Genomic DNA, 22,709 nt, shown 5'->3' on the forward strand with positions numbered 1-22,709 from the left:
CCTTTCAGCGTGGCAGCGTGGCGAAGTACGCCGCGAGTTGTTCGATCTGTTCGTCGCTGTAGCCCTTGGTAAGCTGGTGCATCACGGTGGCCGGGCGCGAGCCGTCCTTGAAGGCCTTCATCTGCGCGACAAGGTAGGCCGCCGGCATGCCGGCCAGGCCGGGGATGGCGCTGTTGTCCACTGCGCGACCTTCGCTGCCATGGCAGTTGGCGCAGGTGGCCGCGAGCGCGCGGGCGTTCAGGGCCTTGGCGTCTTGCGCCTGGGCCGGCAGCAGCACCGCCGTGAGGGCGACGCAGACGAGCAGTTTGTGCATGGGCGGGTTCTCCTTCAGCGGTTGTCGTGGGCCCGGATTCAGGGGGCCGGGGGATCGATGTACTGCCGCGCCAGCTCCGGCGGCAAGGGCGAGTCGAGCAGAAAGCCGACCAGCCGCAGCGCGTCGGCGGCGGTGTCGTCCAGGCGGCCGAGCGGGCTGGCCGCGAGCGCCGCGTCGAGCCAGGCGCGCATCAGCACGGGCCGCAGCATCCACGGCAGTGTCTGCACCTCGGCCAGCGCGTGCACCAGGCCATCGGCGTCGGGCGGCTCGCAGGGCGCGGGCGGGGTGGTCCAGGCGCTGACGACGGCGCGGTGCCAGGCCTCGCCGGCCTCGACCTCGCCGTTGGGCACCACGCGCGACAGAAACGCGGTGAGCCGCACGATGTGCGCGCGCGTGGCCGCGGGCAGCTGCGCCACGTCGTTGTGCGCGTCGGTGGCAGGCGGTACGCGCAGCGGCGGCGCCAGCCGCCGGCGCATGGCCACCCACACCAGGCGGTCGATGGCGCGCACCTGGCCGTCGGCCGACATCACGCGGCGCGCGGCCTCCACGAGTGCCTGCCGATCGCCGATGGGCGCCCGTGCGGCGCGGTCGAGCAAGGTTTCCAGCCAGGGCAGCCGGGCCGCCGGGCCGAGCAGGTCCACGTCGGCACCGATGGCCTCGGCGCTCGCCAGCCCGCGGGTCTCGTCGCGCCAGGCGCGGCGTTCGCGGCGGCTGCCGGGCGTCAGCAAGAGCGCGAGGATGGCCGCGCGCAACTCGCCCTGACCGTTCAGGCGCGACAGCCGGCCCAGCGCTTCGCGTTCGTCCGCGCTCTGGGTCGGGCGCGGGCTTGGCACGGCGGCCGACGCCCCCGTCGCGGCGGGCGACGGGGGCGCGGGCGAGGCGGGCAGCGCGGCGTTCATCGGCGCAGCATAGGCCAGCGGCGCGTCGAACGGCGAGGGCGGCGTGGGGGCGGCAGCCACCGGGCCGCGCGGCCGCAGGGCGGGCTCGGGCTGCGAGGGATCGTCTTTCAGCACGGGCGCGGCCAACGGCTCGACCGCGTGGCCGTACAGCCGGCGCAGGCGCTGCGGCAAGGGCGGGTGGCTCGCCATCCAGTGCTCGGGCGCCTGCAGCAGCATGGCCGAGAGCATGGCCACCGGCACGCCGCGCAGGCGGTCTTCGTCGCGCAGCGCCTGCTGCCACACCTTGCGCAGCGTGCCGCCCAGGCCGTCGCGACTGCGGGTGAACTGCACCGCGCAGGCGTCGGCCAGCAGTTCACGCTGGCGCGAGACGGCCGCCTGCAGCACACGCCCCGCCAGCCAGCCCAGGCTGCCCACCGCGACGAACACGGCGCCGACCAACACGCCGCTGGCCGAACGCTGACCGTTCTCATCGGCGGCCATCTTGGCGGCGCCGAAGCCGTGTACCAGCGACAGGCCCCACACCAGCGCCAGCAGCACCATGTGCAGCTTCAGGTCTTCTTGCTGGATGTGGCCGAACTCGTGCGCCACCAGGCCTTGCAGCTCGTCGCGCGTCAGCCGTTCGAGCGCGCCGCGCGTGACGGCGATCACCGCCTCATCGGCACCCCACCCGCTGGCGAAGGCGTTGATGGCGTCCTCGCGGTCGAGCACATACAGGCGCGGGCGCGGCAGGCCGCTGGCGATCGACATCTCTTCGGTGACATTGAGCAGGCGTCGCTCGCGCAAGTCGCGCGGCTCGCCCACCTCGCGCCCACCGGCCCAGTGCGCGACGTGTTCGCCGCCGCCCAGGCGCAGCCGCACCGTCTCGACCGCGCAGCCGCCCAGCACGAACAGCAGCACCAACGCCGTGTTGGTCTCGAAGAAGAGCGCCGGCAGCGGAAAGATCCACGACAGCAGCGCCCACCACAACGCGTACATCAGCGCGTTGACGGCCAGCACCAGGCCGGCCAGCAGCAGCGCGAACAGCAGCAGCAGCCGGTGGGTCGCGCTGCGGGCGTCGTCCTGGTGGTGTCGGAAGCGCACGGCTTCCGGGTCAGAGCTGCACGCGAACCGGCGCGCGTTCGGCGTCGCTGGTGGTCGATTGCAGCATCGCCGCCTCGCGGAAGCCGAACAGCGCCGAGAGGATGCGCGTCGGGAATTCTTGCGACGCGTTGTTGTAGTCGAGCGTCGCGTCGTTGAAGAGCTGGCGTGCGAAGGCGATCTTGTTCTCGGTCGCGGTGATCTCTTCCGACAGCTCGCGCAGGCTCTGGTCGGCCTTCAGCTCGGGGTACTGCTCGACCACGGCCATGAGCCGGCCCATGGCCGAGCCCAGCACCTCTTCGGCCATCGACAGGCTGGTGACGGCGCCGGCCGCGGTGGGCCGGGTGCGGGCACGGTCGGCGGCCGACTGGGCCTGGTTGCGCGCGGCGATCACCGCTTCGAGCGTGTCGCGTTCGTGCGTGAGGTACTTGCGCGCCACCTCGACCAGGTTGGGGATCAGGTCGTAGCGCCGCTTGAGCTGCACGTCGATCTGCCCGAAGGCGTTGGCGATGCCGTTGCGCAGCCTCACCAGGCGGTTGTAGGCGCCGACCGCCCAGAAGACGACGACGGCGACGACGATCCAGCTCACGATCTGGGTGGTGTTCATGGCGGGCCCCTCCGGCCAGTGATGTCTTGGAATGCCGCGCACTCTACGACAGCGGCCGCCGAGCGCGCGACGGCCCGGTGAGGCGCCGCCGCGACACCCGGGTGTGCCGGATGTCCGCACTTACCCCAGCGACTGCAAACAAAACCTCAATTGGGTGGCACTTTGGCCGATAGGGTCTGTGGCCCCCCGCAAGAATGGCGCTGCCTGCCTGTTTTCGCTGGCGGGCCCTCACTCTCCCTTTGCATGCCAGGCTTCCACGCCCTTTTCCGCCCCGCCGCTGTCGCGCTCGCCCTCGGCCTGGCCCTGGGCAGCGCTGCGACGTCGCATGCGCAGTCCCCGTTCCCAGACCTCGATGGCCTGTCCCCCAACGACCGCGAGACCACCGCGCTGCGCCTGAGCGGCTTTGCCACGGCCGGCGTCGTCTACAGCGACATGGCCGGCCCCTGGGCCTTCCGGCGCGATGTGCTCCAGCGCAGCAGCGGCCCCGGCAGCGTGAGCCGCTCGGTCGATTCGCGAGTGGGCCTGCAGGCGCACTTCACGCTGTCCGACCAGTGGGAGGCCATCGTGCAAGGCGTGCTCAAGCCCATCGCCAACGCCGCCCCCCACGAGCAGCGCCTCGAATGGGCCTTCGTGTCGTGGCGGCCGTCCGATCGCAGCACCTGGCGCTTCGGCCGCGTCAGCACCGACACCTACCTCGAATCGCAGTATTCGAGCGTCGGCTTCGCCTACCCCTGGGTGCGGCCGAACATGGAGTTCTACGGCTGGACCTCGCTGCAGGCCATCGACGGCCTCGACTACCAGCACACCTGGCAGTCGGGCGAGCAGGGCGAGCGGCGCTGGCGCTTCAAGGTGCTGGCCGGGCAAGCCAGCCTGAACGTGCCCTCGACCACGGGCGAGCCGATCGTCTTTCATGGGCGCGACATGTTCGGCGCTTCGCTTGCCGCCGAAGCGGGTGGGCTGAGCGCCAAGCTCAGCCACCTGCGCCTGACCTACAGCTTCGACAGCGGCGCCTCGGTCACCCCGCTGTTTGCCGCCCTAGCCGGCATTCAGAGCTCGCCGGTGATTCCGGCAGCAATCCGCGCCGAAGCGGCCAGCCTGCGGCAGGCCATTCCCGCCAGCCGCGACGAGGCTTCTCACTACACGGCGCTCAGCCTGCAGTACCGCGAGGGCCCGTGGCACGCCCAGAGCGAGTTCTCGCGCAGCGTGGGCGGGCCGAACAGCCGCCACCTCACCGGCAGCCTGGCCTACCGCACTGGCTCGGTCACGTTCTTCGGCACCGGTGGCCGCGCCCTGCCCCGCAAGGACGCCACCGCGCGCCCGCAATGGCAAAGCACCCTCGCGGCCAACCCCTTCATCGGGCCGGTGGTCGCGGCGCGCCTGCAGTTCGCCGGCAACACGGCGGCCGACCTGGCCAACATCGCGCGCGTCGAGCAGCGCTCGGTCGGGGCCGGCCTGCGCTGGGACTTCCACGACCAGGCCGCGCTCAAGGTGCAACTCGACCGCTTCAAGGTCGCGCCAAGCGGCGGTGCGCTATGGGGAGGCAACAACTTCGAGGGCCGGCGCGCGAACGTGCTGTCGGTCGTCGTGGACACGGTGTTCTGAGCATGAAGCAGTACACCTTGCTTCGCCGCCTCGCCGTCGCCACGGTGGCCGTGCTGTCGATGCTGCCGTCGCTGTCGCCGGCCCGCGCGGCCGACATCTACATCGTCGTCAACGCCAGCAACCCCGTCGGGTCGCTCAAGCACAACGAAGCGCTCGACCTCTTCATGGGCCGCAGCCGCCAGTTCACCGGCGGCCTGAGCGCGCAGCCCTACGACCACGCGCGCAACAGCGTCGCGCGCGCTGACTTCTACCGGCTGCTGACCGGCATGGACATGCCCCAGGTCAACAGCTACTGGGCGCGGCTCATGTTCAGCGGACAGACCCAGCCGCCGCGCATCACCGACACCGAGGCGGCCATGGTCGAGGCGCTCAAGCGCTCGCCCGGCGCCATCGGCTACCTGACGCAGCCGCCGACCGACAAATCGCTGACCGTGGTGCTGGTGCTGCGGGACCGCGACCCGCGCTGAACGGCCGAGCGTCGCGCCGCCCTGCCATGAAGATCCGTGGCCTCCAGGTTCGCTTTCTGCTGGTGATGCTGGCGAGCGCGGCCGTGTTCTCGGCCGTGGCCGGCAGCCTGTCGTACTGGATCGGCTATCAGCGCCAAGAGGCCGCCGGCCGCCAGACCATCGTGGACCTCGTGGCTGCCGTCGAAAAAACCGCGGCCATCGGTGCCTTTGCCGCCGACAACGTGCTGATGCGCGAGGTCATCGACGGGCTGGCCGGCCACCGGCTCATCGCCGCCGTGCGCATCGACGACCCGCAGGGCCGCACCCTGGTGCGCAGCGGGCGCCAGACCGCGCGGGCCGGCGACGAGCAGGCGGTGATCCACACGCTGATGTCGCCCTTCAACCGCGGCGAGGTGACCGCGCGGCTGGTGATCCAGCCCGACCTCGGCGAGATCGCCGCCCAGGGCCGCCAGCAGACCTGGGCGCTCGTCGGCCTGCTCGTGCTGCAGGTGGTGCTGGGCGCCGGAGCGCTGTACTTCACCGCCACGCGCTTCGTCTCGCGGCCCATCGTGCGGCTGGCGAGCAAGCTGCGTTCGATCCGGCCGGGCGCTGAAGAGCGCCTGAGCGTGCCGCGCCAGCACAGCGACGACGAGATCGGCGTGCTCATCGCTGGAGCCAACGCGCTGCTGCAGGCCAACGCCCTGACGCTGGAGCGCGAGCGCCACCTGCGCCTCGACGTCGAGCGCATGGAGGCGCAATACCGCCAGATATTCGATTCGACCAGCGCAGGCATCTTCCTGCTCGACGCCGACGGCCGCCTCATCAACGGCAACCCCACGCTGCTGAAGGTGATGGGCCTGCCGCTCGGCGACATGCAGCAGCTGCGCGGCGACGACTTCCTGCTGGCCGCCTTCGACGACCCCGAGCACGTGCGCGAGATGATCCGCCAGGCCGCTGCGCGCCGCGAAACCCTGTCGGGCGACCTGCGCCTGCGCGTTCGCGACGGCGCGCCGCGCTGGGTGCACTGCCTGATCTCGGTGCAGACCGACGCCGGCAGTCCCACGGCGGCACAGCCCCTGCTTGTGGAAGGCGTGATGTACGACATCACCGACCGCAAGCAGGCCGAGCGCCAGGTGCGCCACCAGGCCGAACACGACGTGCTCACCGGCCTGAAGAACCGCATGGCCAGCGACGACGGCATCGACCGCATCCTGGCCGAGTCGCAGGCCGGCGCCGAGAGCGCCACGCTGCTGTTCATCGACCTCGACGGCTTCAAGCAGGTCAACGACACCCTCGGCCACAGCGCCGGCGACGAGGTGCTGCGCCACTGCGCCGACCGCATGAGGCGCGTGGTGCGCCGCGCGTCCGACCTGGTCGGGCGCATCGGCGGCGACGAGTTCGTCGTCGTGCTGCCGCACACCGGCCCGGCCGACCCGCTGGCCACGCAGGTGGCCGCCGCGCTGGTGCAGTCGCTCGCGCTGCCGGTGCGGCTCGACGACGGCCGCGAGGCACGCGTGGGCGTCAGCATCGGGCTGGCCTGCTACCCGCTGCACGGCCACAGCCGCCGCGAGATCGAAGAAGCCGCCGACCAGGCGCTCTACGCCGTCAAGCGCAACGGCAAGCTCAGCTACGCGATGGCCCTGGCGCCACGCGAACGCCGGGCGGTGCAAGGGGTGTCACCGCAGCCCGTGGAGGCCGCGACATGAATGCCGCGCGCAAGCAGGTCTTGCTCGACTCGGTGCGCGACCTCGGCGGGCAGCTCAGCAGTGGCGACATCAATCTGGTGGACTACGGTGCCGGCCTGTGCCGCGCCTTTCTCGACCACTTCGATTGCTCGCGCGCGAGCCTGTGGCGCTTCGTCGGTGACGACGCCGTGCGCCGCCTGCGCTGCGTGGGCCTGCACACGCGCGCCGACGGGTTCAGCACCCCGGGCACCGAACTGGCCGAAGCCGACTTCCGCGTCTACATCGGCGAGCTGCTCGCACGCGGCACCTTCATGGCGCCGGACGTGCGCGCCGAACCGCATCTTGCCGAGCTGCGCACCTACTTCGACGCCCATGGCGTGTGCTCGATGCTCGACACCGCCTTCCAGATCAACGGCGCGCCCTTCGGCGTGGTTTGCCTCGAAGAAACGGTGCAGCCGCGCACGTGGTCGCGCCCCGAGCAATCCACGCTGCGAGAAGCCGCCGCACAGGTCAGCCTGACGATTGCCCGCCTGGGGCCGGCGCGACTCGCTGCGCTGCGGGCCGAAGCCGACCGGGGCACCGCGTCGGCCTGGTGAGCGCCAGCGCCCTCAGCCGGGGGTGGGCGGCACGACGGACGGCGCAGCACGCCAGCGTGCATGGCCCTGGGCACGCAGCGCGCAGGCCGGGCAGTGGCCGCAGCCGTGGCCCCAGGCGTGGCGCGTCGTGCGCTCGCCCAGGTAGCAGGTGTGCGTGTGCTCGACCACCAGCTCGGTGAAGGGCGCACCACCCAGCGTGTCGCCCAGAGCCCAGGTTTGGGCCTTGTCGAGCCACATCAGCGGGGTCTCGATGGCCATCGGCGCGTCGAGCCCCAGGCTCAGCGCCACCTGCATGGCCTTCATCGTGTTGTCGCGGCAGTCGGGGTAGCCCGAAAAGTCGGTCTCGCACATGCCGCCGACCAGCACGTTCAGCCCGCGCCGGTAGGCCACGGCCGAGGCAAAGCTCAGGAAGATCAGGTTGCGCGCCGGCACGAAGGTGTTGGGCAGGCCGCTCTGCGACATCTCGATCGCACGCTCGCTGGTGAGCGCGGTGTCGGACACCTGACCCAAGAGCGCGAGGTCGAGCACGTGGTCGTCGCCCAGGCGCTGCGTCCACTGCGGGAACTGCCGGCGCAGTTCGGCGAGCACCGTGAGCCGGCACTGCAGCTCGATGGCGTGGCGCTGGCCGTAGTCGAAGCCGAGGGTCTCGACGTGGGCGAAGCGCTCCAGCGCCCAGGCGAGGCAGGTGGTGGAGTCCTGCCCACCCGAAAAGAGAACCAGCGCGCGGCGCGGGTCTTTCATGGGCTCTGTGGCTTGCGGGCCGGCGGCAGCACGTCCTGGAACTCCGGCATCTGCTTCCACTTGGGATCGGGCGGCTCGACGCCTTCGCACGGGATGTACTTCGACGGCTCGACCTCGGCCATGCGCGGCAGGTAGCGCGAGCAGTTCGGAAACACCGCCTCGGCGCGCACGCGCACGATCAGCTGCGCACCCGGAAAACTGCCCAGCAGCGGGTCGTGGGCATCGACCGTCGCACGGCCGTTGACGCGCAGGCGGCGCGGCCGCTCGACGAAGTCGATGAACAGCAGGCCCACCGACGGGTTCACGCGCACGTTGCCCAGGCTCATGAACATGCCGTTGCCGTCGTAGCTCGGGAAGGCCAGCGTGTGGTCGTCGATGACGCGCACGAAGCCGGGCGCGCCGCCCTTGAACGAGCACTCGGGCCGGCCCTGGTCGTCGGCCGTGGCCAAAAAGAACATCGGCCGCGTCTCGATGAAGGCGCGGTCGTCGTCGTTGAAGTGGTCGCGCGCCAGGAACTCGACCACGCGGTCGGCCAGCGGTCGCGTCTCGAACTCGTCTTGCAGGGCCCGGGAACCGCCATGGAACATGCGCGGCTTGCTCATGACAGCCCCTCGGCCGATGAATACATCGGCCGATCCCCCAAGGGGATGCGGGCCGGCTTGGGAGCGGCCCGGCGCTCGGCCCGCAGCGCGGTTGAATCTCGGGGTGTCATGTTCAGCCGCGCACTTCGCCTTGACCCAGCACCACCCACTTCATCGACGTGAGCCCTTCGAGGCCGACCGGCCCACGCGCATGGAACTTGTCGGTGCTGATGCCGATTTCGGCGCCCAGGCCGTACTCGAAGCCGTCGGCGAAGCGCGTGCTGGCGTTGACCATCACGCTGGCCGAATCGACCTCGCGCAAGAAGCGCATCGCGTTCGAATGGCTCTCGGTCAGGATGGCGTCGGTGTGGTGCGAGCTGTAGCGGTTGATGTGCGCGATGGCGTCATCGACGCTGGCGACGATCTTCACGCTGATGATGGGCGCGAGGTATTCCTCCGACCAGTCCTGCTCGGTGGCGGTGGCGAGCTGCGCGCCGGGCACGTCGCGCAAGAGGGCCAGCGAGGCCGCGTCGCCTCGCATCTCGACGCCCTTGGCGGCAAAGATGGCGCCGATCTTCGGCAAGAAGGCCGGCGCGATCGCCTCATGCACCAGCAGCGACTCGGTCGCGTTGCAGGGGCTGTACTTCTGCGTCTTGGCGTTGTCGGTGACGCGCAGCGCCAGGTCCATCTGGGCGCTGGCATCGACGTAGGTGTGGCAGTTGCCGTCGAGGTGCTTGATGACCGGCACCTTGGCCTCGGCGCTGATGCGCTCGATCAGCCCCTTGCCCCCGCGCGGAATGATCACGTCCACCGCCTCGGGCGAGCTGATCAAGAAGCCCACGGCTGCGCGGTCGGTGGTGGGCACCAGCTGCACGGCATCGGCCGGCAGGCCGGCTTCGTCGAGCGCGGCGCGCACCAGTTGCCACAGCGCGAGGTTCGAGTGGATGGCCTCGGAGCCGCCCCGCAGGATGCACGCGTTGCCGCTCTTGATGGCCAGCGACGCGGCCTCGATGGTCACGTTGGGCCGGCTCTCGTAGATCATGCCGAACACGCCCAGCGGCACGCGCATCTGGCCGACGCTGATGCCGGTGGGGCGGCGGCGCAGGTTGGTGATCTCGCCGATGGGGTCGGGCATCGCGGCGATCTGCTCGCAGCCTTCGGCGACGGTGGCCAGCACCTTGTCGGTCAGGCGCAGGCGATCGACCATCGGCGCGGCGAGGCCGGCGGCCGTGGCGGCGGCGATGTCCTGCGCGTTGGCGGCTTGCAGCGCGCCGGGGTCGCTGCGCAGGCGGCGGGCCAGGGCCAGCAGGGCGGTGTTTTTGGCGGCGGTGGGGGCGGCGGCCATGCGCGTGGCGGCGGCCCGGGCGGCCACACCCATCTGCGCGATCAGGGCCTGGAGGTCTTGCGTGCTCATGGGGGCGGATTGTCCTAGATGTCGGCCCCGCGCGTGGCGCCCGGCCCCCCCGCGCCTCAGGGCGCGAAGTGCCGCAGCGCCAGCAGCCACAGCGGCGCGGTGAGCGCGAAGCCGAGCGTCGAGACGACGATGGCCGAGGTGGTTTCGCCCTCTTGCGCGCCATAACGCTGCGCAAAGATCAGCGGGTTGTTGCCCACCGGCAGCGCGGCGGCCATCACCACCACGGCCAGCGGCAGCCCGTGCAGGCCCAGCAGCCCGTGTCCGACCGCGAACACCAGCGTGGGCAGCACCAGCAGCTTGATCACCGAGATCAGCACCGCGCCCTTGGCCGAGGCCGCGAAGCCGTACTGCGCGAGCGACAGCCCGATCAGCAGCAGGCACAGCGGCACCACCGCCTGCCCCAGCAACACGAGCAGTTCGTCGGCCACCTGCGGGACGGGCAGCCCGAGCGCGTTCCACGCGAGGCCGAGCAGGATGGGCAGCACCACCGGGTGGATGATCGTGTGCCGCGCCGTCGTCCACAGCATGCGGCCGAGGTGGGCTTCGGTCTGCGCCTGGCGCGCGTGGTCGCGGGCGAGGTCCATCTCGACGAAGCCCGTGGTCAGCGTCAGCAGCGTCAGCGCGTGCAGGCTGACGATCGCCACGTGGATGGCCAGGCCCGGCTCGCCGAACATCGCCGCGGCCATCGGGATGCCCATCTGCACCGTGTTGCCGAAGGTCGCCGCCAGCGCGCGCACGCCGGGCGCGGCCACCGGCAGCCGCCGCGTGCGGTTGCGGTGTTTCTGCCACGCGTACAGCAGCACCAGCACCGCGGCCACCGGCCCGAAAAACACCGCCAGCGTGCGCCAGGGCATCAGCGAGAAGTCGATGCGCGAGGTGGTGCGAAACAGCAGCGCCGGCACGAAGATGTAGAAGGCCGCGTTGTTGATGACGCGCGCGGCCTGCGCGTCGCCCAGCCAACGCAGGCGGCCGGCGGCATAGCCGATGGCGATCACGAGCACCAGCGCGGCGAGCTTCAGGGCAATCAAGGCAAACATGGGCGCGAAGTATCCGTGACGGGATGCGCGGTGGGCGTCACGTGCGTGGCGGCCGGCACAGCGCTTGCAAGACCCCGGTGACGTTTAGTCTTGGAGGTCCGCGATGCTCATGCCCGTCCAGGCCCCGCCGGCCGAACAGGCCGACGAGACCTACAGCGCGCTCATCAACACGGCGGGCCGGCAGCGCATGCTCTCGCAGCGCGTCGTGCTCTTCACCACGCTGGCCGCGCAGGGCGATGCGAGCGCCCTGCCCACCGCCGACCAGGCGCTCGCGCTGTTCCGCGACAGCCACCTGGCCTTGTCGCTCGGCGGCAATGGCCTGCCGGCGCCGTTCACCGAAGAGCTGCAGGCCGCTTTCTTCGGCCCGCGCGGGGTGGACGGGCCGGTGCACGAATTCATCGCGATGGTGCAGCACGCGCTGCGCGCCATTCGCTCGGGGCAGGTGCAGCAGGCGGGACTGCCGGCGCTGGTCGAACGGGCCACGCCGCTGCTGGGGCAGCTGAACACACTGACGCTGTGCTACGAGACCCAGGCGCGCCGCCACGCCGTGCAGCAGCGGGCCAAGCAAGCCGCACTGATGGAAGAGATCCAGCGCATCGCCCAAGAGGCGCGCATGGTCAGCATGAATGCGCGCATCGTGGCCGCGCGCGCCGGCCACGAGGGCAAGGAGTTCGCCGTGGTCGCCAACGTGCTCTCGGGCATCAGCCAGCGCATCGAAGAGCTGACGCGCGCGGCGCTGGGCGGGCGCTGAAGGGGCGCACAAAGAAAAACCGCTGGCGCGCGGTGCGGGCCAGCGGTTCGGCGACGCTGCGGGTCAGCAGCGTGCGCGGGGCTCAGCGGAAGTAGTACGTGAGGTAGCCGCCGATGTGCGTGCCGTCGATGGCCGGGCCGTTGAAGTTCTTGAGCTTGAACTCTTCAGACACGACGCGCAGCTTGGCGCCCCAGTTGCTGTTGGGCTGCAGGTACTCGCCTTCAAGCACGAAACCGGTGGATGGCTTGAAGTCCACCGTGCCACCGCCGTTGCCCGACACGCTCAGCTTCGTGCCGGTGCTGTAACGCAGGCCGCCGCCGATGCGCACGTCGTCGCTGACGCGGTAGTGGCCCAGCAACTCGATCGGGATGCGGCCGAAGGTCACGCTCATGTTCGACGCGTTGACCTTGTCGAAGTGGTAGGTCGCGTTCAGTTGCAGGCTGAGCGGGCCGCCGAAGCCGAATTCGAGGCCGCCGCCGAAGGCGAACAACGCGCCGCTCGACACCTTGGCGCTGGAGCCGTCTTCATAGATCAGCTCGCCCAGCGTGTCGCCGCCACCGGTCAGGCCGAAGGTCAGCAAGGGCCGCACTTCGACGGCCTGGGCCGCGCCGGCGCCCAGAGACAGGGCAGCCGCCACGGCCGCCATCAGGTGTTTTTTCATGTCAGGGTCCTCCCCGTTGTTTCTGAAGATTGGGATTGCGTTGTGATGCCCCCGCGCGCCGCCTCGCGCGAAGCGGCGAGATTCTGCCGTGGGCCCACCGGGGCCCCCGCCCCGGCGTTGCATCGATGTCGCACCCAGGTGAGGGGGCGGTGAGGCGGCCTTCTTGGCGGCCGCGCGTGGCCTGGGAATTTGAACCCGACCACAACAGCCCCCACGCCCGTCACGTGGCGGGCTCCGGCACCTACCATAGGCCACCTCAAAACGACTCTGCAATTCGACCATGCGAAACGCTGTCGGCCAGACCCTGAGCGCGTCGCTCCTTGCCCTGCTCACCGTCGCGTGCACATCTCAGGCCAGGGACGAGGCGCCCCAAGCAGCCCCCCCGTCGCGCGCGAACCCAGCCCACAGCCCCGAGGTCCAAGCCCTGCTGGACAAGACCTTGCGCAACCTGCGCTTCGTCGAGGGGGGCAGTTTCCAGATGGGTGATTTCGGCCCGGTGCACTCACCCGAGAAGCTCTACTACAGCTTCTCGAAAGACAACAAACCGCTCCACAAGGTCACGCTCGACAGTTTTTCGATGAGCGCCTACAAGACCACCTATGCCGACCACGATGTGTATGCGCAGGCCACGGGCAAGCAGAAAGCAGGGCAAGACGACCTCACGCGCCGGTACCGCCTGCCTGACGTCGCTGCGGGCCTGAACTGGCACCAGGCCCGCGAGTACTGCCAATGGCTGGGCCAGCAATTGAACCTCCCGATGGATCTGCCCACCGAAGCCCAGTGGGAATACGCCGCGCGGGCTCGCGGACAGTTTTTCCTCTTCGCCACCGACAACGGCAAGATGGAAGAGCCTCGCAACGTGTGGGAGTTTGACCAGCGCGACGCGTTTGCCGAGAAGCACGGCCTTCACGGCGCGCCATCCATGCCGCTCGGGCAATTCCCGCCCACGCCGCTGGGCCTCTACGACATGATGACCGACGGCTTCGAGTGGACCCTCGACTGGTATGCCGAGAACTACTACGCCGTATCTCCTGAGATGAACCCCAAGGGCCCTGAAACGGGAACCGAGAAGGTGCTGCGCAGCTATCGCAGCAGCAGTGGATCACACATGGGGCATGGCGACGGGCAGTCCATCACCCGGCACAAACGACAACCCGATCCACCCAAACTCAACTGGAGGTTTCAGCCCGACCCGACTGCCAACATGACCTACGACACGGCGGCTCGCTGCGTGGTCAACAGTCCCAGACCCGTGCCCGCCAAGTGACCCACCCGGTTCAGGTGACGGACGCGCCCGGGTCTCCGGCCATCGCCTGACCCGGCCCGCTGTTTGAAGACGACTCTGCAATTCGACCATGCGAAACGCTGTCGGCCAGACCCTGAGCGCGTCGCTCCTTGCCCTGCTCACCGTCGCGTGCACATCTCAGGCCAGGGACGAGGCGCCCCAAGCAGCCCCCCCGTCGCGCGCGAACCCAGCCCACAGCCCCGAGGTCCAAGCCCTGCTGGACAAGACCTTGCGCAACCTGCGCTTCGTCGAGGGGGGCAGTTTCCAGATGGGTGATTTCGGCCCGGTGCACTCACCCGAGAAGCTCTACTACAGCTTCTCGAAAGACAACAAACCGCTCCACAAGGTCACGCTCGACAGTTTTTCGATGAGCGCCTACAAGACCACCTATGCCGACCACGATGTGTATGCGCAGGCCACGGGCAAGCAGAAAGCAGGGCAAGACGACCTCACGCGCCGGTACCGCCTGCCTGACGTCGCTGCGGGCCTGAACTGGCACCAGGCCCGCGAGTACTGCCAATGGCTGGGCCAGCAATTGAACCTCCCGATGGATCTGCCCACCGAAGCCCAGTGGGAATACGCCGCGCGGGCTCGCGGACAGTTTTTCCTCTTCGCCACCGACAACGGCAAGATGGAAGAGCCTCGCAACGTGTGGGAGTTTGACCAGCGCGACGCGTTTGCCGAGAAGCACGGCCTTCACGGCGCGCCATCCATGCCGCTCGGGCAATTCCCGCCCACGCCGCTGGGCCTCTACGACATGATGACCGACGGCTTCGAGTGGACCCTCGACTGGTATGCCGAGAACTACTACGCCGTATCTCCTGAGATGGACCCCAAGGGCCCGGAAACGGGAACCGAGAAGGTTCTTCGCAGCTTTCGGAATAGAGACGGTCGGGGCCTTTCAGCAGGGGACGGACTTTCCATCACTCGGCACAAGCGGCAACCTGACCCCCCAAAGATCAATCCGTTCACCAGAGAACCTGACGCATCGGCCAACCGGACTTATGACACGGCGGCTCGCTGCGTGGTCAACAGTCCCAGACCCGTGCCCGCCAAGTAACCCACCTGGTTCAGGTGACGGACGCGCCCGGGTCTCCGGCCATTGCCTGACCCAGGCCCGCCGTCTCGATCTGCGCGAAGAGGGGGTGCGCTCTCCCATCGAACAAGGCCAGGCTGCGAAATTCCAGAGAGTCCAGCGCCGCCACGCGGTACCCCGGTGGAAATTTCTTGAGCAACAGGCCCCGCATCTTCAGGAACGTGTCCAGATAGGAGTTGCCGGTCGCCGCGAATGCCGCCCCCGGCAAGTCTTGTGTCGATCGTTCTCTGGCCTGGATGTCGGCATTGACCTTGCTGAAGACCGATGGCAACTCTGCCAGCGAGATGCCGTTGTTCAGGAAGCGGAGCACGTCGCCCTCGTTCTTCCCCGCCGGGCGAGAGCTTTTGGTGCCTTGCCGTGTCATGTGCTGCATCACGTTGTGCCATCCGCTGGAGGTTTCTACCCCCGCCAGGATGTTGCAGATGGCCGCCTTGTGCGAAGGCAGGTAGTGCAACTGAGCATCCGGATCGAGAACATTCCCGAGCGACAGACTGGGCGTGTCCCGTGCGTGGCTGGGCCTGCCATGCCGCGTGATCTCGTAGAGAAGCATGCCCCGGGTCTCGGGCGTGGCATACACCAGCCAGTCGGGTTTGCGGTTGATGTTGTTGACCAATGTGTTCCGCGCCTGAGCGTCGTTCAATGAAGACAACGCCCCATCAAAGAATCGATCAATCCCCTTTGCCCACTCCACCCACATTTGCTCGGCCGGCGATCCATCGACCAAGCACACCATCACCAGTTTCGACAGGGCTTCAAACGCCACCTGATTGAAATAAACCAACTGCTTGAACCCCGCATGCAGCAGTTGATAGAAAACCCACTGCAGGAAGTGAACCATCTTGTCGGGCTGCACGGTGAACTCCACCGCACCCTTCAGGCCCACGCCCCAGCACAGTCGCGCCGCCGCCTTGATCCGAAATTTGCCGTCACGCAGGTACACCTCGAACTGCCCCTTGAAGCCCGCGCCGATGCTGCCGGCCACGTCGGTGGAGAGTTCGGCGAAGCTCACGAACTCCGGCTCCTTGGGCGGTAGCCACTGCACCTTGCCGCCGAAGGTGATGCCGGCCTCGGCTCCGGCGAACGCGTCCAGCTTGAGCCCGACCCCGGTCATGTCTTTCGGGGCTTCCTCGAACTCCGCCGCTGGCTCGAATTTCGGCAGACCGCGCTTGACATCGAATGCACTGCTCAGCGTATCGGCCCGATTCGGCGTGATCGCTTTCGCGATCTGCTTGCCGTCTTCGAGCGTGATGCCCACAGCACCCGTGGCGATGGCCTTGACGCCCGCAAACCCGTACAGCGAGGCCTCGATCACAAACCGCACGGACCCGAGGTCTTCGCCACCCAGGCTCATCACCCAGCCCTTGAGCGATGGGGCAGCCCATGTGATGCCTACACGCCCTTCGCACAACACGAACTTGCCTTGCAGGTTGCCTTGCAACTGGGCCTTCTTTTTCTTCCAGTCGAGTTCGGCGCCGGCCCCCGCCCCACCGACCAGCCTCAGCCACTGGGCCTGCGCATCGACCTCGTAGGTCTCGCTCTTGAGCAGACAGTCCGCGTACTGGTTGCCAGCGATCTCGATCACGTCCAACACGCCTGGGCCGGTCTTCCACTCGGTGGCACTTTTGACGCTGGGACTCTTGAGTTCTTCGGCGATCTTCTTGAACGAATCCTTCAGCGCGTTGACGTCCAGTTTCTCCGGGCTGGCCGACAGGTTGGCCTTGGTGCCTGCGGGCCCGGCGGCTTTGACATTGATCTTGTATTCGGTCTTGTTGATCCGTTGGCTCTTCTGCTTCAGGTAGTCGTCGGTCTTGATGTAGCGCCGACGCAGGCCCATCGAGGGCTTGCCACCGCCTTCTTTCGCATAGGTTTCATAGGTGACGACCTCCTTGAGATCGGCCGCCTGTGAGAAACGGTTGTTCAGTTCCGACTTCACCTTGTCCTGCGCCAAACCCAGCGCCTTTTCGGCGCGTTCGATCTGGGCCTTTTCTTGAGACTCCAGGGCGCGGCTCAAATCGAGCTTTGCCAGGTGTGCCGCCGCAAAGATCTTTTCGAGTTGCCCGCTGATTTGCTCGAATTCATCGAAGCTGCTCTGGGGTACCACGAGGAGTTCGTTGTCTCCGGGCGAGACGATGATGGGCAGGCTGGTCTTGCCCGCCAGCTTGGCTTGATGCAACTCGAATGGGGCGGTCACAGCCCCGACGGTCTTCAGCCGCAGTTCGTACGTGTCGCGGTCTTGCCCTTTCACCAAGGGTGCCCACTGCGGTGAATTGACTTTCACGGACGTGCCGGGCACTTCGAACTGAAATGAGACGCTCGACGCGCAGAAATGAATGCCGGTGTCGCCACCTGATGAGGTGCGCCCCGAGATCGGGGTCGCTTTCAGCAGTTCGCGTGCTGTGGCTTGGCGGCCATGGGCATCCAGCACAAGTGCCTTGAACGGAGCGGCGGAGACCGGCCGCCCGCTGGTGTGCGCAAAGAACTTCACGCGAAAGAACGGCATGACGCGAAGTCGCTTGATCTTGGATGTCTTGTCCGTGGCGTCTGCCAGTTCAATGTGCGGCTCGTTGTCTTGCGTTTCATGCAGGTCGGGACGACTCCACCCCCCTTGAAGCGATTCGCGCACCTGTAGCCGATACGTGCCCGCCTGGGTGACTGAGGTGAATGTCTTGGTGAGCCCTCGCGCATCGGTTGTCCCAGAAGCCACGATGCTGCTTCCTGGTGCCTCGATTTGGTAGTGAACCCCACGGCAGGGAACTTCGACCTGGCCGTCCAGGTAGTAAAGTGCAAACTGACCAGTCGCCATGCGGAAAGCTCTCTTCGATCTTCTTAGGTTGTGGCTTCTTGCGTCAGATGGAAGCCTTCATGGTCTGCATCCTCGATGAAGACATCGACCTTCATGGGGCCGTCGGTCTCTACCCGCTCGGTCTTCCCTTCCGAGTCGGTCACGCCGCTCTTCATCGTCCCATCCGGCATCAGCATCACATAGGGCTTGTTCACCAAGGGCTGGCCGTCGATGCCGCGAGCCACGAACCGAAGAAAGTGCGGCGGAAACGACTGCGTGGTGAATGAGAGCGGTGGTACCTGCGCACTCTCCCCTGCTGCCAGCTCCTTCATCGCCGCCTTGAAAGTCGCCGGCCCACTGGTCGTGAGCGTGATCGCGCCTCGGGTGATTCGCAGCGCCCCGCCGCCAGCCGCCAGCAGGATGTGGCTCGGCGCGCCCATCGTGATCGCGCCGGTCACGCTGCTGACTTCGACTGACTTGTCGGCCGTGAGGTTGAGCGTGTTGGCTTGCGCCTGAACGCTGACGTTGCCGCTGGCCGCGTGCATTTGCAGGCCGGTCTCGCCGTTGGGCTTGTGGGGGTTCGACGCCTTGCCGTAGCTGAAGAAGCTCAGGCCGCCTTTAACCGCCACCGCGGTATGGCGCTGGCTGGCGCAGTCGATGTCTTGCCCGGCCGTGAGGGCGGTGGTCTTGCCGGCGGTCCAGACGCAGTGAGCGGGCGTCGTCGCGGCGATGCCGCCTGGGGCGCTGACCAACAGGTCGGGGCGGGCCCATGCGGGCACGGTGCCCGTGCCGCCGGCAATGGGCACGCGCATCATGCTCGGGGTTGCGGGTACGGTCTTGGCCATGTCAGAGGGGCCTCTTCATTGGCATTGTGAGATAGACGCCGTGAGGCGCCGCGTGAAGTCAGGCGGTCTTCTTGGCGGCTGCTTTCTTCGCCGGCACCTTCTTGGCCGCGCGGGGCTCGAACTCGAACGACACCTTGCCTTCCTTCTTGTCGAAGGCGAGGAAGGCCTTGAACTTGCGCCGCGTCTTGTTCGACACGAAGCCCTCGAGCAGCGAGGTCTTGCCAGTCGCCAGCAGCTTGGTCATCTCTTCGCGGGCCACGGGTTGCTGCAGGATGATCTTGCCGCTCTTGAAGTCGCAGGTGATGGGCGCGCCCACCGCGTGTTCGCAGACGTACGAACTGCCGTGCTCGAAGACGTTGCCCTGGCACTTGGGGCACTTGCCGAGCGCTTCCTGCCCCGAGAAATCGACCGGCTCGCCCGATTCGCCTTCTTTCTTGGCGTCTTCGCCGAAGTCGAACTCGAGCTTCCAGTTCTTGATCTCGTCGTCGAAGCTCAGCTTCAGCTCGGCGGTGAAGGGCCAGCCCGCCTTGGAGCGGAAGCCCTCCAGCGGTCCGATCTTCTTGTTCGCCAAAAACTCTTCGACCTCGTGCAACTCGAAGCTGCGCCCGCCGGGGATCTTGGCCATCGAAAAGCCGCAGCCCGCGCCTTCGCCGCTGGCGTTCGCGTCCTTGCCGACGCAGGTGAAGCGGCGGTAGTTCTCTTTGACCACGCCGCCGCAGTTGGGGCACGGGGTCTTGAGCGTGGCGTAGTCACCGGGGATGGTGTCGCGGTCGTATTCCTTGGCCTTGGCGACGATGCGCTGCGTCATCGCGGCGATCTCGGCCATGAACTTCTCGCGGCTCAGGCGGCCCTTTTCCATCTCGGCGAGCTGGAATTCCCAGTTGCCGGTGAGTTCGGGCTTGGTGAGGTCTTCGACGCCCAGGCCGCGCAGCAGCGTGGCGAGCTGGAAGGCTTTGGCGGTGGGCACCATCTCGCGGCCTTCGCGCAAGAGGTACTTCTCAAGGATCAGGCCTTCGATGATGGCCGCGCGCGTGGCCGGCGTGCCGAGACCCTTCTCTTGCATGGCCTCGCGCAGCTCGTCGTCGTCGATCAGCTTGCCGGCGCCCTCCATCGCGCTCAGCAGCGTCGCTTCGGTGAAGCGCGCCGGCGGGCGCGTCTTGCTGGCGTTCACGTCGACGCTCTCGGTGCGCACGACCTCGTCTTTCGCGACGGCCACCAGGTTGGCGTCGTCTTCCTGCGCCTCGCGGCCGTACACGGCCAGCCAGCCCGGCTTGACCATCACCTTGCCATTGGTCTGGAAGCTGTGGCCCTTGCCTTCAACGGTGACGGTCGAGATGCGCGTCGTGACCATGAACTCGGCCGGCGGGTAGAAGACCGCGAGGAAGCGCTTGACCACCATGTCGTACAGCTTGGCCTCGACCTCGGTCAGGCTCTTGGGCGGCTGCAGCGTCGGGATGATGGCGAAGTGGTCCGACACCTTCGCGTTGTCGAAGATGCGCTTGTTGGGCTTGACGTAGCCTTCTTTGATGGCCTTCGCGGCGTGCTGCGCCAGCGGCTTCAGCGGGCCGGGCAGGTCTTCGGCGGCGATCATCTCCATCGTGTTTTTCACGACGGGGATGTAGTCCTCGGGCAGCGCCTTGCTGTCGGTCCGCGGGTAGGTCAGCACCTTGTGCTTTTCATACAGCGCCTGCGCGATCGACAGCGTGGTCTTGGCCGAAAAGCCGAAGCGCGAGTTGGCCTCGCGCTGCAACGAGGTCAGGTCGTACAGCTGCGGGCTGCTCTGCGAGCTGGGCTTCGACTCTTCGGTCACGTGCGCCGGCTGGCCGCGCACGGCGTCGGCGATCGCCTGCGCCTCGGCGGCGGTCCACAGTCGGTCGGCGCGCAGTTCGACGTCGTCGGGGTTCTTCTTCCACTTGGGGTCGAACCACTTGCCGTCGTACTCGCCGGCCTGCGCGGCGAAGGTCGCCTTGACCTCCCAGTACTCGCGTGCGACGTGCTTGCGGATCTTTTCTTCGCGCTCGACGACGATGCTCAGCGTGGGCGTCTGCACGCGGCCCACGGTGGTGAGAAAGAAGCCGCCGTCGCGCGAGTTGAAGGCGGTCATCGCCCGCGTGCCGTTGATGCCCACCAGCCAGTCGGCCTCGCTGCGGCTGCGCGCCGCTTCGGCCAGGCCCTGCAGCTCTTCGTCGCTGCGCAGGTTGGCAAAGCCGTCGCGGATGGCCTGCGGCGTCATGCTCTGCAACCACAGCCGCTTGACCGGGTGCTTGCTCTTGCTGTGCTGCTGGATCAGCCGAAAGATCAACTCGCCCTCGCGGCCCGCGTCACAGGCGTTGATGAGTTCGGTGACGTCCTTGCGCTTGACGAGCTTGACGATGGCATTGAGCCGCGACTTGCTCTTGTCGATCGGGTTGAGGTCGAAGTGCGGCGGGATGACGGGCAGGTTCGCAAAGCTCCACTTGCCGCGTTTGACGTCGAACTCCTCGGGCGCCTTGATTTCCAGCAGGTGGCCGACGGCCGAGGTGACGATGTGGTGCTCGCCCTCGAAGTACTCGTCGTGCTTGTCGAACTTGCCGGCCACCGGCGTCAGCGCGCGCACGATGTCCTGTGCGACGGAAGGCTTCTCGGCAATGATCAGTGACTTGCTCATGGTTCTTTTGGTTGGCTGGACCCAGGCGGTTGCCTGTGCCTCTCTACAATCCGGGCTTCTCGCGCGCACGCCTGTGCATGCACGTACGCACGCGCGCACCCATGAATTCAATGTACCCAAAGAAACCGATGACGCAAGCCAAGGCGGCCAAGACCCCGACCCGCGCCGCCAAGAAGCCGGCCGCCCCTCCAGCCGAGGCCGCGAAAGGCCGTCGCATCCAGGTCCGGCGTTCGGGCATCCACGGCAAGGGGGTGTTCGCGCTGCAACCCCTGGCCAAGGACGAGCACATCATCGAGTACCTCGGCGAGGTCATCACGTGGAAAGAGGCGCTGCGCCGCCACCCGCACGACCCGAGCCAGCCGAACCACACGTTCTACTTCCACCTCGACGATGACCACGTCATCGACGGTGCGCGCCAGGGCAACGCGGCGCGCTGGATCAACCACTCGTGCGCACCCAACTGCGAAGCCGACGAGATCGGCGGACGCGTGTTCGTGAAGGCGCTGCGACCCATCAAGCCGGGCGAAGAACTCTTCTACGACTACGGCCTCGTGATCGACGAACGTTACACCCCGCAACTCAAAAAAGAGTTCGCCTGCTATTGCGGCGCGAAGACCTGTCGCGGCACGATGCTCGCGCCCAAGCGCCGCCGCTGACATTTCTGCACCTTCGAATCCGCCGTTGAACGACCGCATCACATGACGACGCCAACGCCGATGCCCTGGGGGGCCGAGTCCCTGTGGGAACAACTCGAACCTTTGCTGCCGGGCATCAGCGTCGAGGTCGTCGCGCGCAGCCCCTCGACCAACACCGCGCTGCTCGAACGCGCGCGCGTCAGCGTCGGCTCGCACGGCCAGTTGGTGCAGGTGCGCCCCAGCGTCGAGAGTGCCGCCTTCGGCCGCCGCGCGGCCGACGTGATGCCCTGTTTGCTGGTGGCCGAACACCAGACCGGCGGTCGCGGTCGCATGGGTCGCGCCTGGAAGGCCGCGCCCGGGGCCTCGCTGACGTTCTCGCTGTCGCTGCCGCTCGATCCGCCCGACTGGTCGGGCCTGTCGCTCGCGGTGGGCGTCGCGCTGGCCGAGGCCCTCGACCCGCCGGGGCGCCCGGGCGGTTTGCACATCGGCCTCAAGTGGCCCAACGACCTGTGGCTGGTCGATGCGGACGAGGCCAACCCGGCCCGCGGCCGAAAGCTGGGCGGCGTGCTGATCGAAACCGTGAGCGCCGGTGCGCAGCGCCTGGCCGTGATCGGCATCGGCCTGAACGTGCAGCCTTTGCCCTTGCCCGCCAACGACCTGCGCAGCGGCTACGCGTGCCTGCAAGAGATCGACCCCCAGGCCAGCGCGCCGGCCGTGCTGCGCGCTGTGGCCGCGCCCTTGGTGCAGGCCCTGCTGCGATTCAACCGCGAGGGCTTCGCGCCCTTCGCGGACGACTTCGCCCGGCGTGACCTGCTGGCTGGCCACGCGGTCGTCACCACGCAGGCCGATGTGAAAGAAGGCATCGCGCGCGGCGTGTCGGGCAACGGGGCCCTGCGCGTCGAAACGCGCGAGGGCTTGCGTGAGGTCAGCAGCGGCGAGGTCAGCGTGAGGCTCGAAAACAGCCTGCCCGACACGGCCCCCGGCGTGCTCTGACGCGCGCGCGCGTGAC

The 22,709-nt window shown here is 67.9% G+C and carries 20 protein-coding genes; 9 read left to right on the plus strand and 11 right to left on the minus strand.

Annotated features, from left to right (window positions below):
* Positions 1-4: 4 nt before the first annotated feature.
* Genes AC1KAT_RS19830 through AC1KAT_RS19840 form a run of 3 tightly spaced genes read right to left on the minus strand, consistent with a single transcriptional unit; the run spans position 5 to position 2,896 of the window.
* Positions 5-313, minus strand: coding sequence for a c-type cytochrome (locus tag AC1KAT_RS19830; RefSeq protein WP_480328717.1), 309 nt, complete (start codon positions 311-313; stop codon positions 5-7).
* Positions 314-351: 38 nt separating this feature from the next.
* Positions 352-2,292: a M48 family metalloprotease gene (locus AC1KAT_RS19835; protein WP_480328718.1), complete on the minus strand. Its 1,941-nt coding sequence runs from the start codon at positions 2,290-2,292 to the stop codon at positions 352-354.
* A gap of 10 nt (positions 2,293-2,302) precedes the next feature.
* Positions 2,303-2,896, minus strand: a complete 594-nt coding sequence (locus AC1KAT_RS19840; RefSeq protein WP_480328719.1) for a LemA family protein — start codon at positions 2,894-2,896, stop codon at positions 2,303-2,305.
* Positions 2,897-3,139: 243 nt separating this feature from the next.
* Here AC1KAT_RS19840 and AC1KAT_RS19845 point away from each other — a divergent pair, with 243 nt between their 5' ends.
* Genes AC1KAT_RS19845 through AC1KAT_RS19860 form a run of 4 tightly spaced genes read left to right on the plus strand, consistent with a single transcriptional unit; the run spans position 3,140 to position 7,225 of the window.
* A complete protein-coding gene (locus AC1KAT_RS19845) occupies positions 3,140-4,498 on the plus strand; it encodes a hypothetical protein (RefSeq protein WP_480328720.1) in 1,359 nt (452 codons plus the stop codon).
* Between the two features lie 2 nt (positions 4,499-4,500).
* Positions 4,501-4,965 carry a hypothetical protein gene (locus AC1KAT_RS19850; RefSeq protein WP_480328721.1) on the plus strand — a complete coding sequence of 155 codons (465 nt, stop codon included), beginning with the start codon at positions 4,501-4,503 and terminating at the stop codon, positions 4,963-4,965.
* A 26-nt stretch (positions 4,966-4,991) separates the two neighbouring features.
* Positions 4,992-6,650 carry a diguanylate cyclase domain-containing protein gene (locus AC1KAT_RS19855; protein WP_480328722.1) on the plus strand — a complete coding sequence of 553 codons (1,659 nt, stop codon included), beginning with the start codon at positions 4,992-4,994 and terminating at the stop codon, positions 6,648-6,650.
* The gene (locus AC1KAT_RS19860; RefSeq protein WP_480328723.1) at positions 6,647-7,225 is read left to right on the plus strand and encodes a GAF domain-containing protein; all 579 of its coding nucleotides are present in this window, start codon (positions 6,647-6,649) and stop codon (positions 7,223-7,225) included. Before AC1KAT_RS19855 ends, AC1KAT_RS19860 begins: the two co-directional genes overlap by 4 nt.
* 12 nt (positions 7,226-7,237) lie before the next feature.
* Here AC1KAT_RS19860 and queC read toward each other — a convergent pair whose 3' ends face one another.
* From queC to AC1KAT_RS19880, 4 genes are all read right to left on the minus strand, one after another.
* Positions 7,238-7,966 (minus strand): 7-cyano-7-deazaguanine synthase QueC, encoded by a 729-nt coding sequence (gene queC, locus AC1KAT_RS19865; RefSeq protein ID WP_480328724.1) that lies wholly within the window; start codon positions 7,964-7,966, stop codon positions 7,238-7,240.
* On the minus strand, positions 7,963-8,568 hold the full coding sequence (locus tag AC1KAT_RS19870) for a pyridoxamine 5'-phosphate oxidase family protein (RefSeq protein WP_480328725.1): 606 nt from the start codon (positions 8,566-8,568) through the stop codon (positions 7,963-7,965). The genes queC and AC1KAT_RS19870 overlap by 4 nt, the downstream gene beginning before the upstream one ends.
* A gap of 112 nt (positions 8,569-8,680) precedes the next feature.
* Positions 8,681-9,961, minus strand: coding sequence for a glutamate-5-semialdehyde dehydrogenase (locus AC1KAT_RS19875; protein WP_480328726.1), 1,281 nt, complete (start codon positions 9,959-9,961; stop codon positions 8,681-8,683).
* A 56-nt stretch (positions 9,962-10,017) separates the two neighbouring features.
* Positions 10,018-10,998, minus strand: a complete 981-nt coding sequence (locus tag AC1KAT_RS19880; protein ID WP_480328727.1) for an AEC family transporter — start codon at positions 10,996-10,998, stop codon at positions 10,018-10,020.
* A 103-nt stretch (positions 10,999-11,101) separates the two neighbouring features.
* Here AC1KAT_RS19880 and AC1KAT_RS19885 point away from each other — a divergent pair, with 103 nt between their 5' ends.
* Positions 11,102-11,749 (plus strand): type IV pili methyl-accepting chemotaxis transducer N-terminal domain-containing protein, encoded by a 648-nt coding sequence (locus tag AC1KAT_RS19885; RefSeq protein WP_480328728.1) that lies wholly within the window; start codon positions 11,102-11,104, stop codon positions 11,747-11,749.
* An 82-nt stretch (positions 11,750-11,831) separates the two neighbouring features.
* Here AC1KAT_RS19885 and AC1KAT_RS19890 read toward each other — a convergent pair whose 3' ends face one another.
* Positions 11,832-12,410, minus strand: coding sequence for a hypothetical protein (locus AC1KAT_RS19890; protein ID WP_480328729.1), 579 nt, complete (start codon positions 12,408-12,410; stop codon positions 11,832-11,834).
* Positions 12,411-12,849: 439 nt separating this feature from the next.
* Here AC1KAT_RS19890 and AC1KAT_RS19895 point away from each other — a divergent pair, with 439 nt between their 5' ends.
* Both AC1KAT_RS19895 and AC1KAT_RS19900 read left to right on the plus strand, forming a co-directional pair.
* Complete coding sequence (locus AC1KAT_RS19895; RefSeq protein WP_480328730.1) at positions 12,850-13,677, plus strand: formylglycine-generating enzyme family protein; 828 nt, start codon at positions 12,850-12,852, stop codon at positions 13,675-13,677.
* An 88-nt stretch (positions 13,678-13,765) separates the two neighbouring features.
* Positions 13,766-14,755 carry a formylglycine-generating enzyme family protein gene (locus tag AC1KAT_RS19900; protein WP_480328731.1) on the plus strand — a complete coding sequence of 330 codons (990 nt, stop codon included), beginning with the start codon at positions 13,766-13,768 and terminating at the stop codon, positions 14,753-14,755.
* A 10-nt stretch (positions 14,756-14,765) separates the two neighbouring features.
* On the opposite strand, the gene AC1KAT_RS19905 is transcribed toward AC1KAT_RS19900, so the two are convergent.
* The 3 genes from AC1KAT_RS19905 to AC1KAT_RS19915 are packed head-to-tail and all read right to left on the minus strand — an operon-like array spanning position 14,766 to position 21,065.
* Positions 14,766-17,594, minus strand: a complete 2,829-nt coding sequence (locus tag AC1KAT_RS19905) for a hypothetical protein (RefSeq protein WP_480328732.1) — start codon at positions 17,592-17,594, stop codon at positions 14,766-14,768.
* A gap of 23 nt (positions 17,595-17,617) precedes the next feature.
* Positions 17,618-18,418, minus strand: coding sequence for a DUF2345 domain-containing protein (locus tag AC1KAT_RS19910; protein ID WP_480328733.1), 801 nt, complete (start codon positions 18,416-18,418; stop codon positions 17,618-17,620).
* A 58-nt stretch (positions 18,419-18,476) separates the two neighbouring features.
* Positions 18,477-21,065 (minus strand): DNA topoisomerase III, encoded by a 2,589-nt coding sequence (locus tag AC1KAT_RS19915; RefSeq protein ID WP_480328734.1) that lies wholly within the window; start codon positions 21,063-21,065, stop codon positions 18,477-18,479.
* Between the two features lie 128 nt (positions 21,066-21,193).
* On the opposite strand from AC1KAT_RS19915, the gene AC1KAT_RS19920 reads away from it, so the two are divergent.
* Entirely contained in the window at positions 21,194-21,721 is a 528-nt protein-coding gene (locus AC1KAT_RS19920) for an SET domain-containing protein (protein ID WP_480328735.1), read from the plus strand.
* A 42-nt stretch (positions 21,722-21,763) separates the two neighbouring features.
* Entirely contained in the window at positions 21,764-22,693 is a 930-nt protein-coding gene (locus AC1KAT_RS19925) for a biotin--[acetyl-CoA-carboxylase] ligase (protein ID WP_480328736.1), read from the plus strand.
* Positions 22,694-22,709: the final 16 nt, after the last annotated feature.

The sequence above is a fragment of the Piscinibacter sp. PDB5-1 genome (assembly GCF_056676035.1).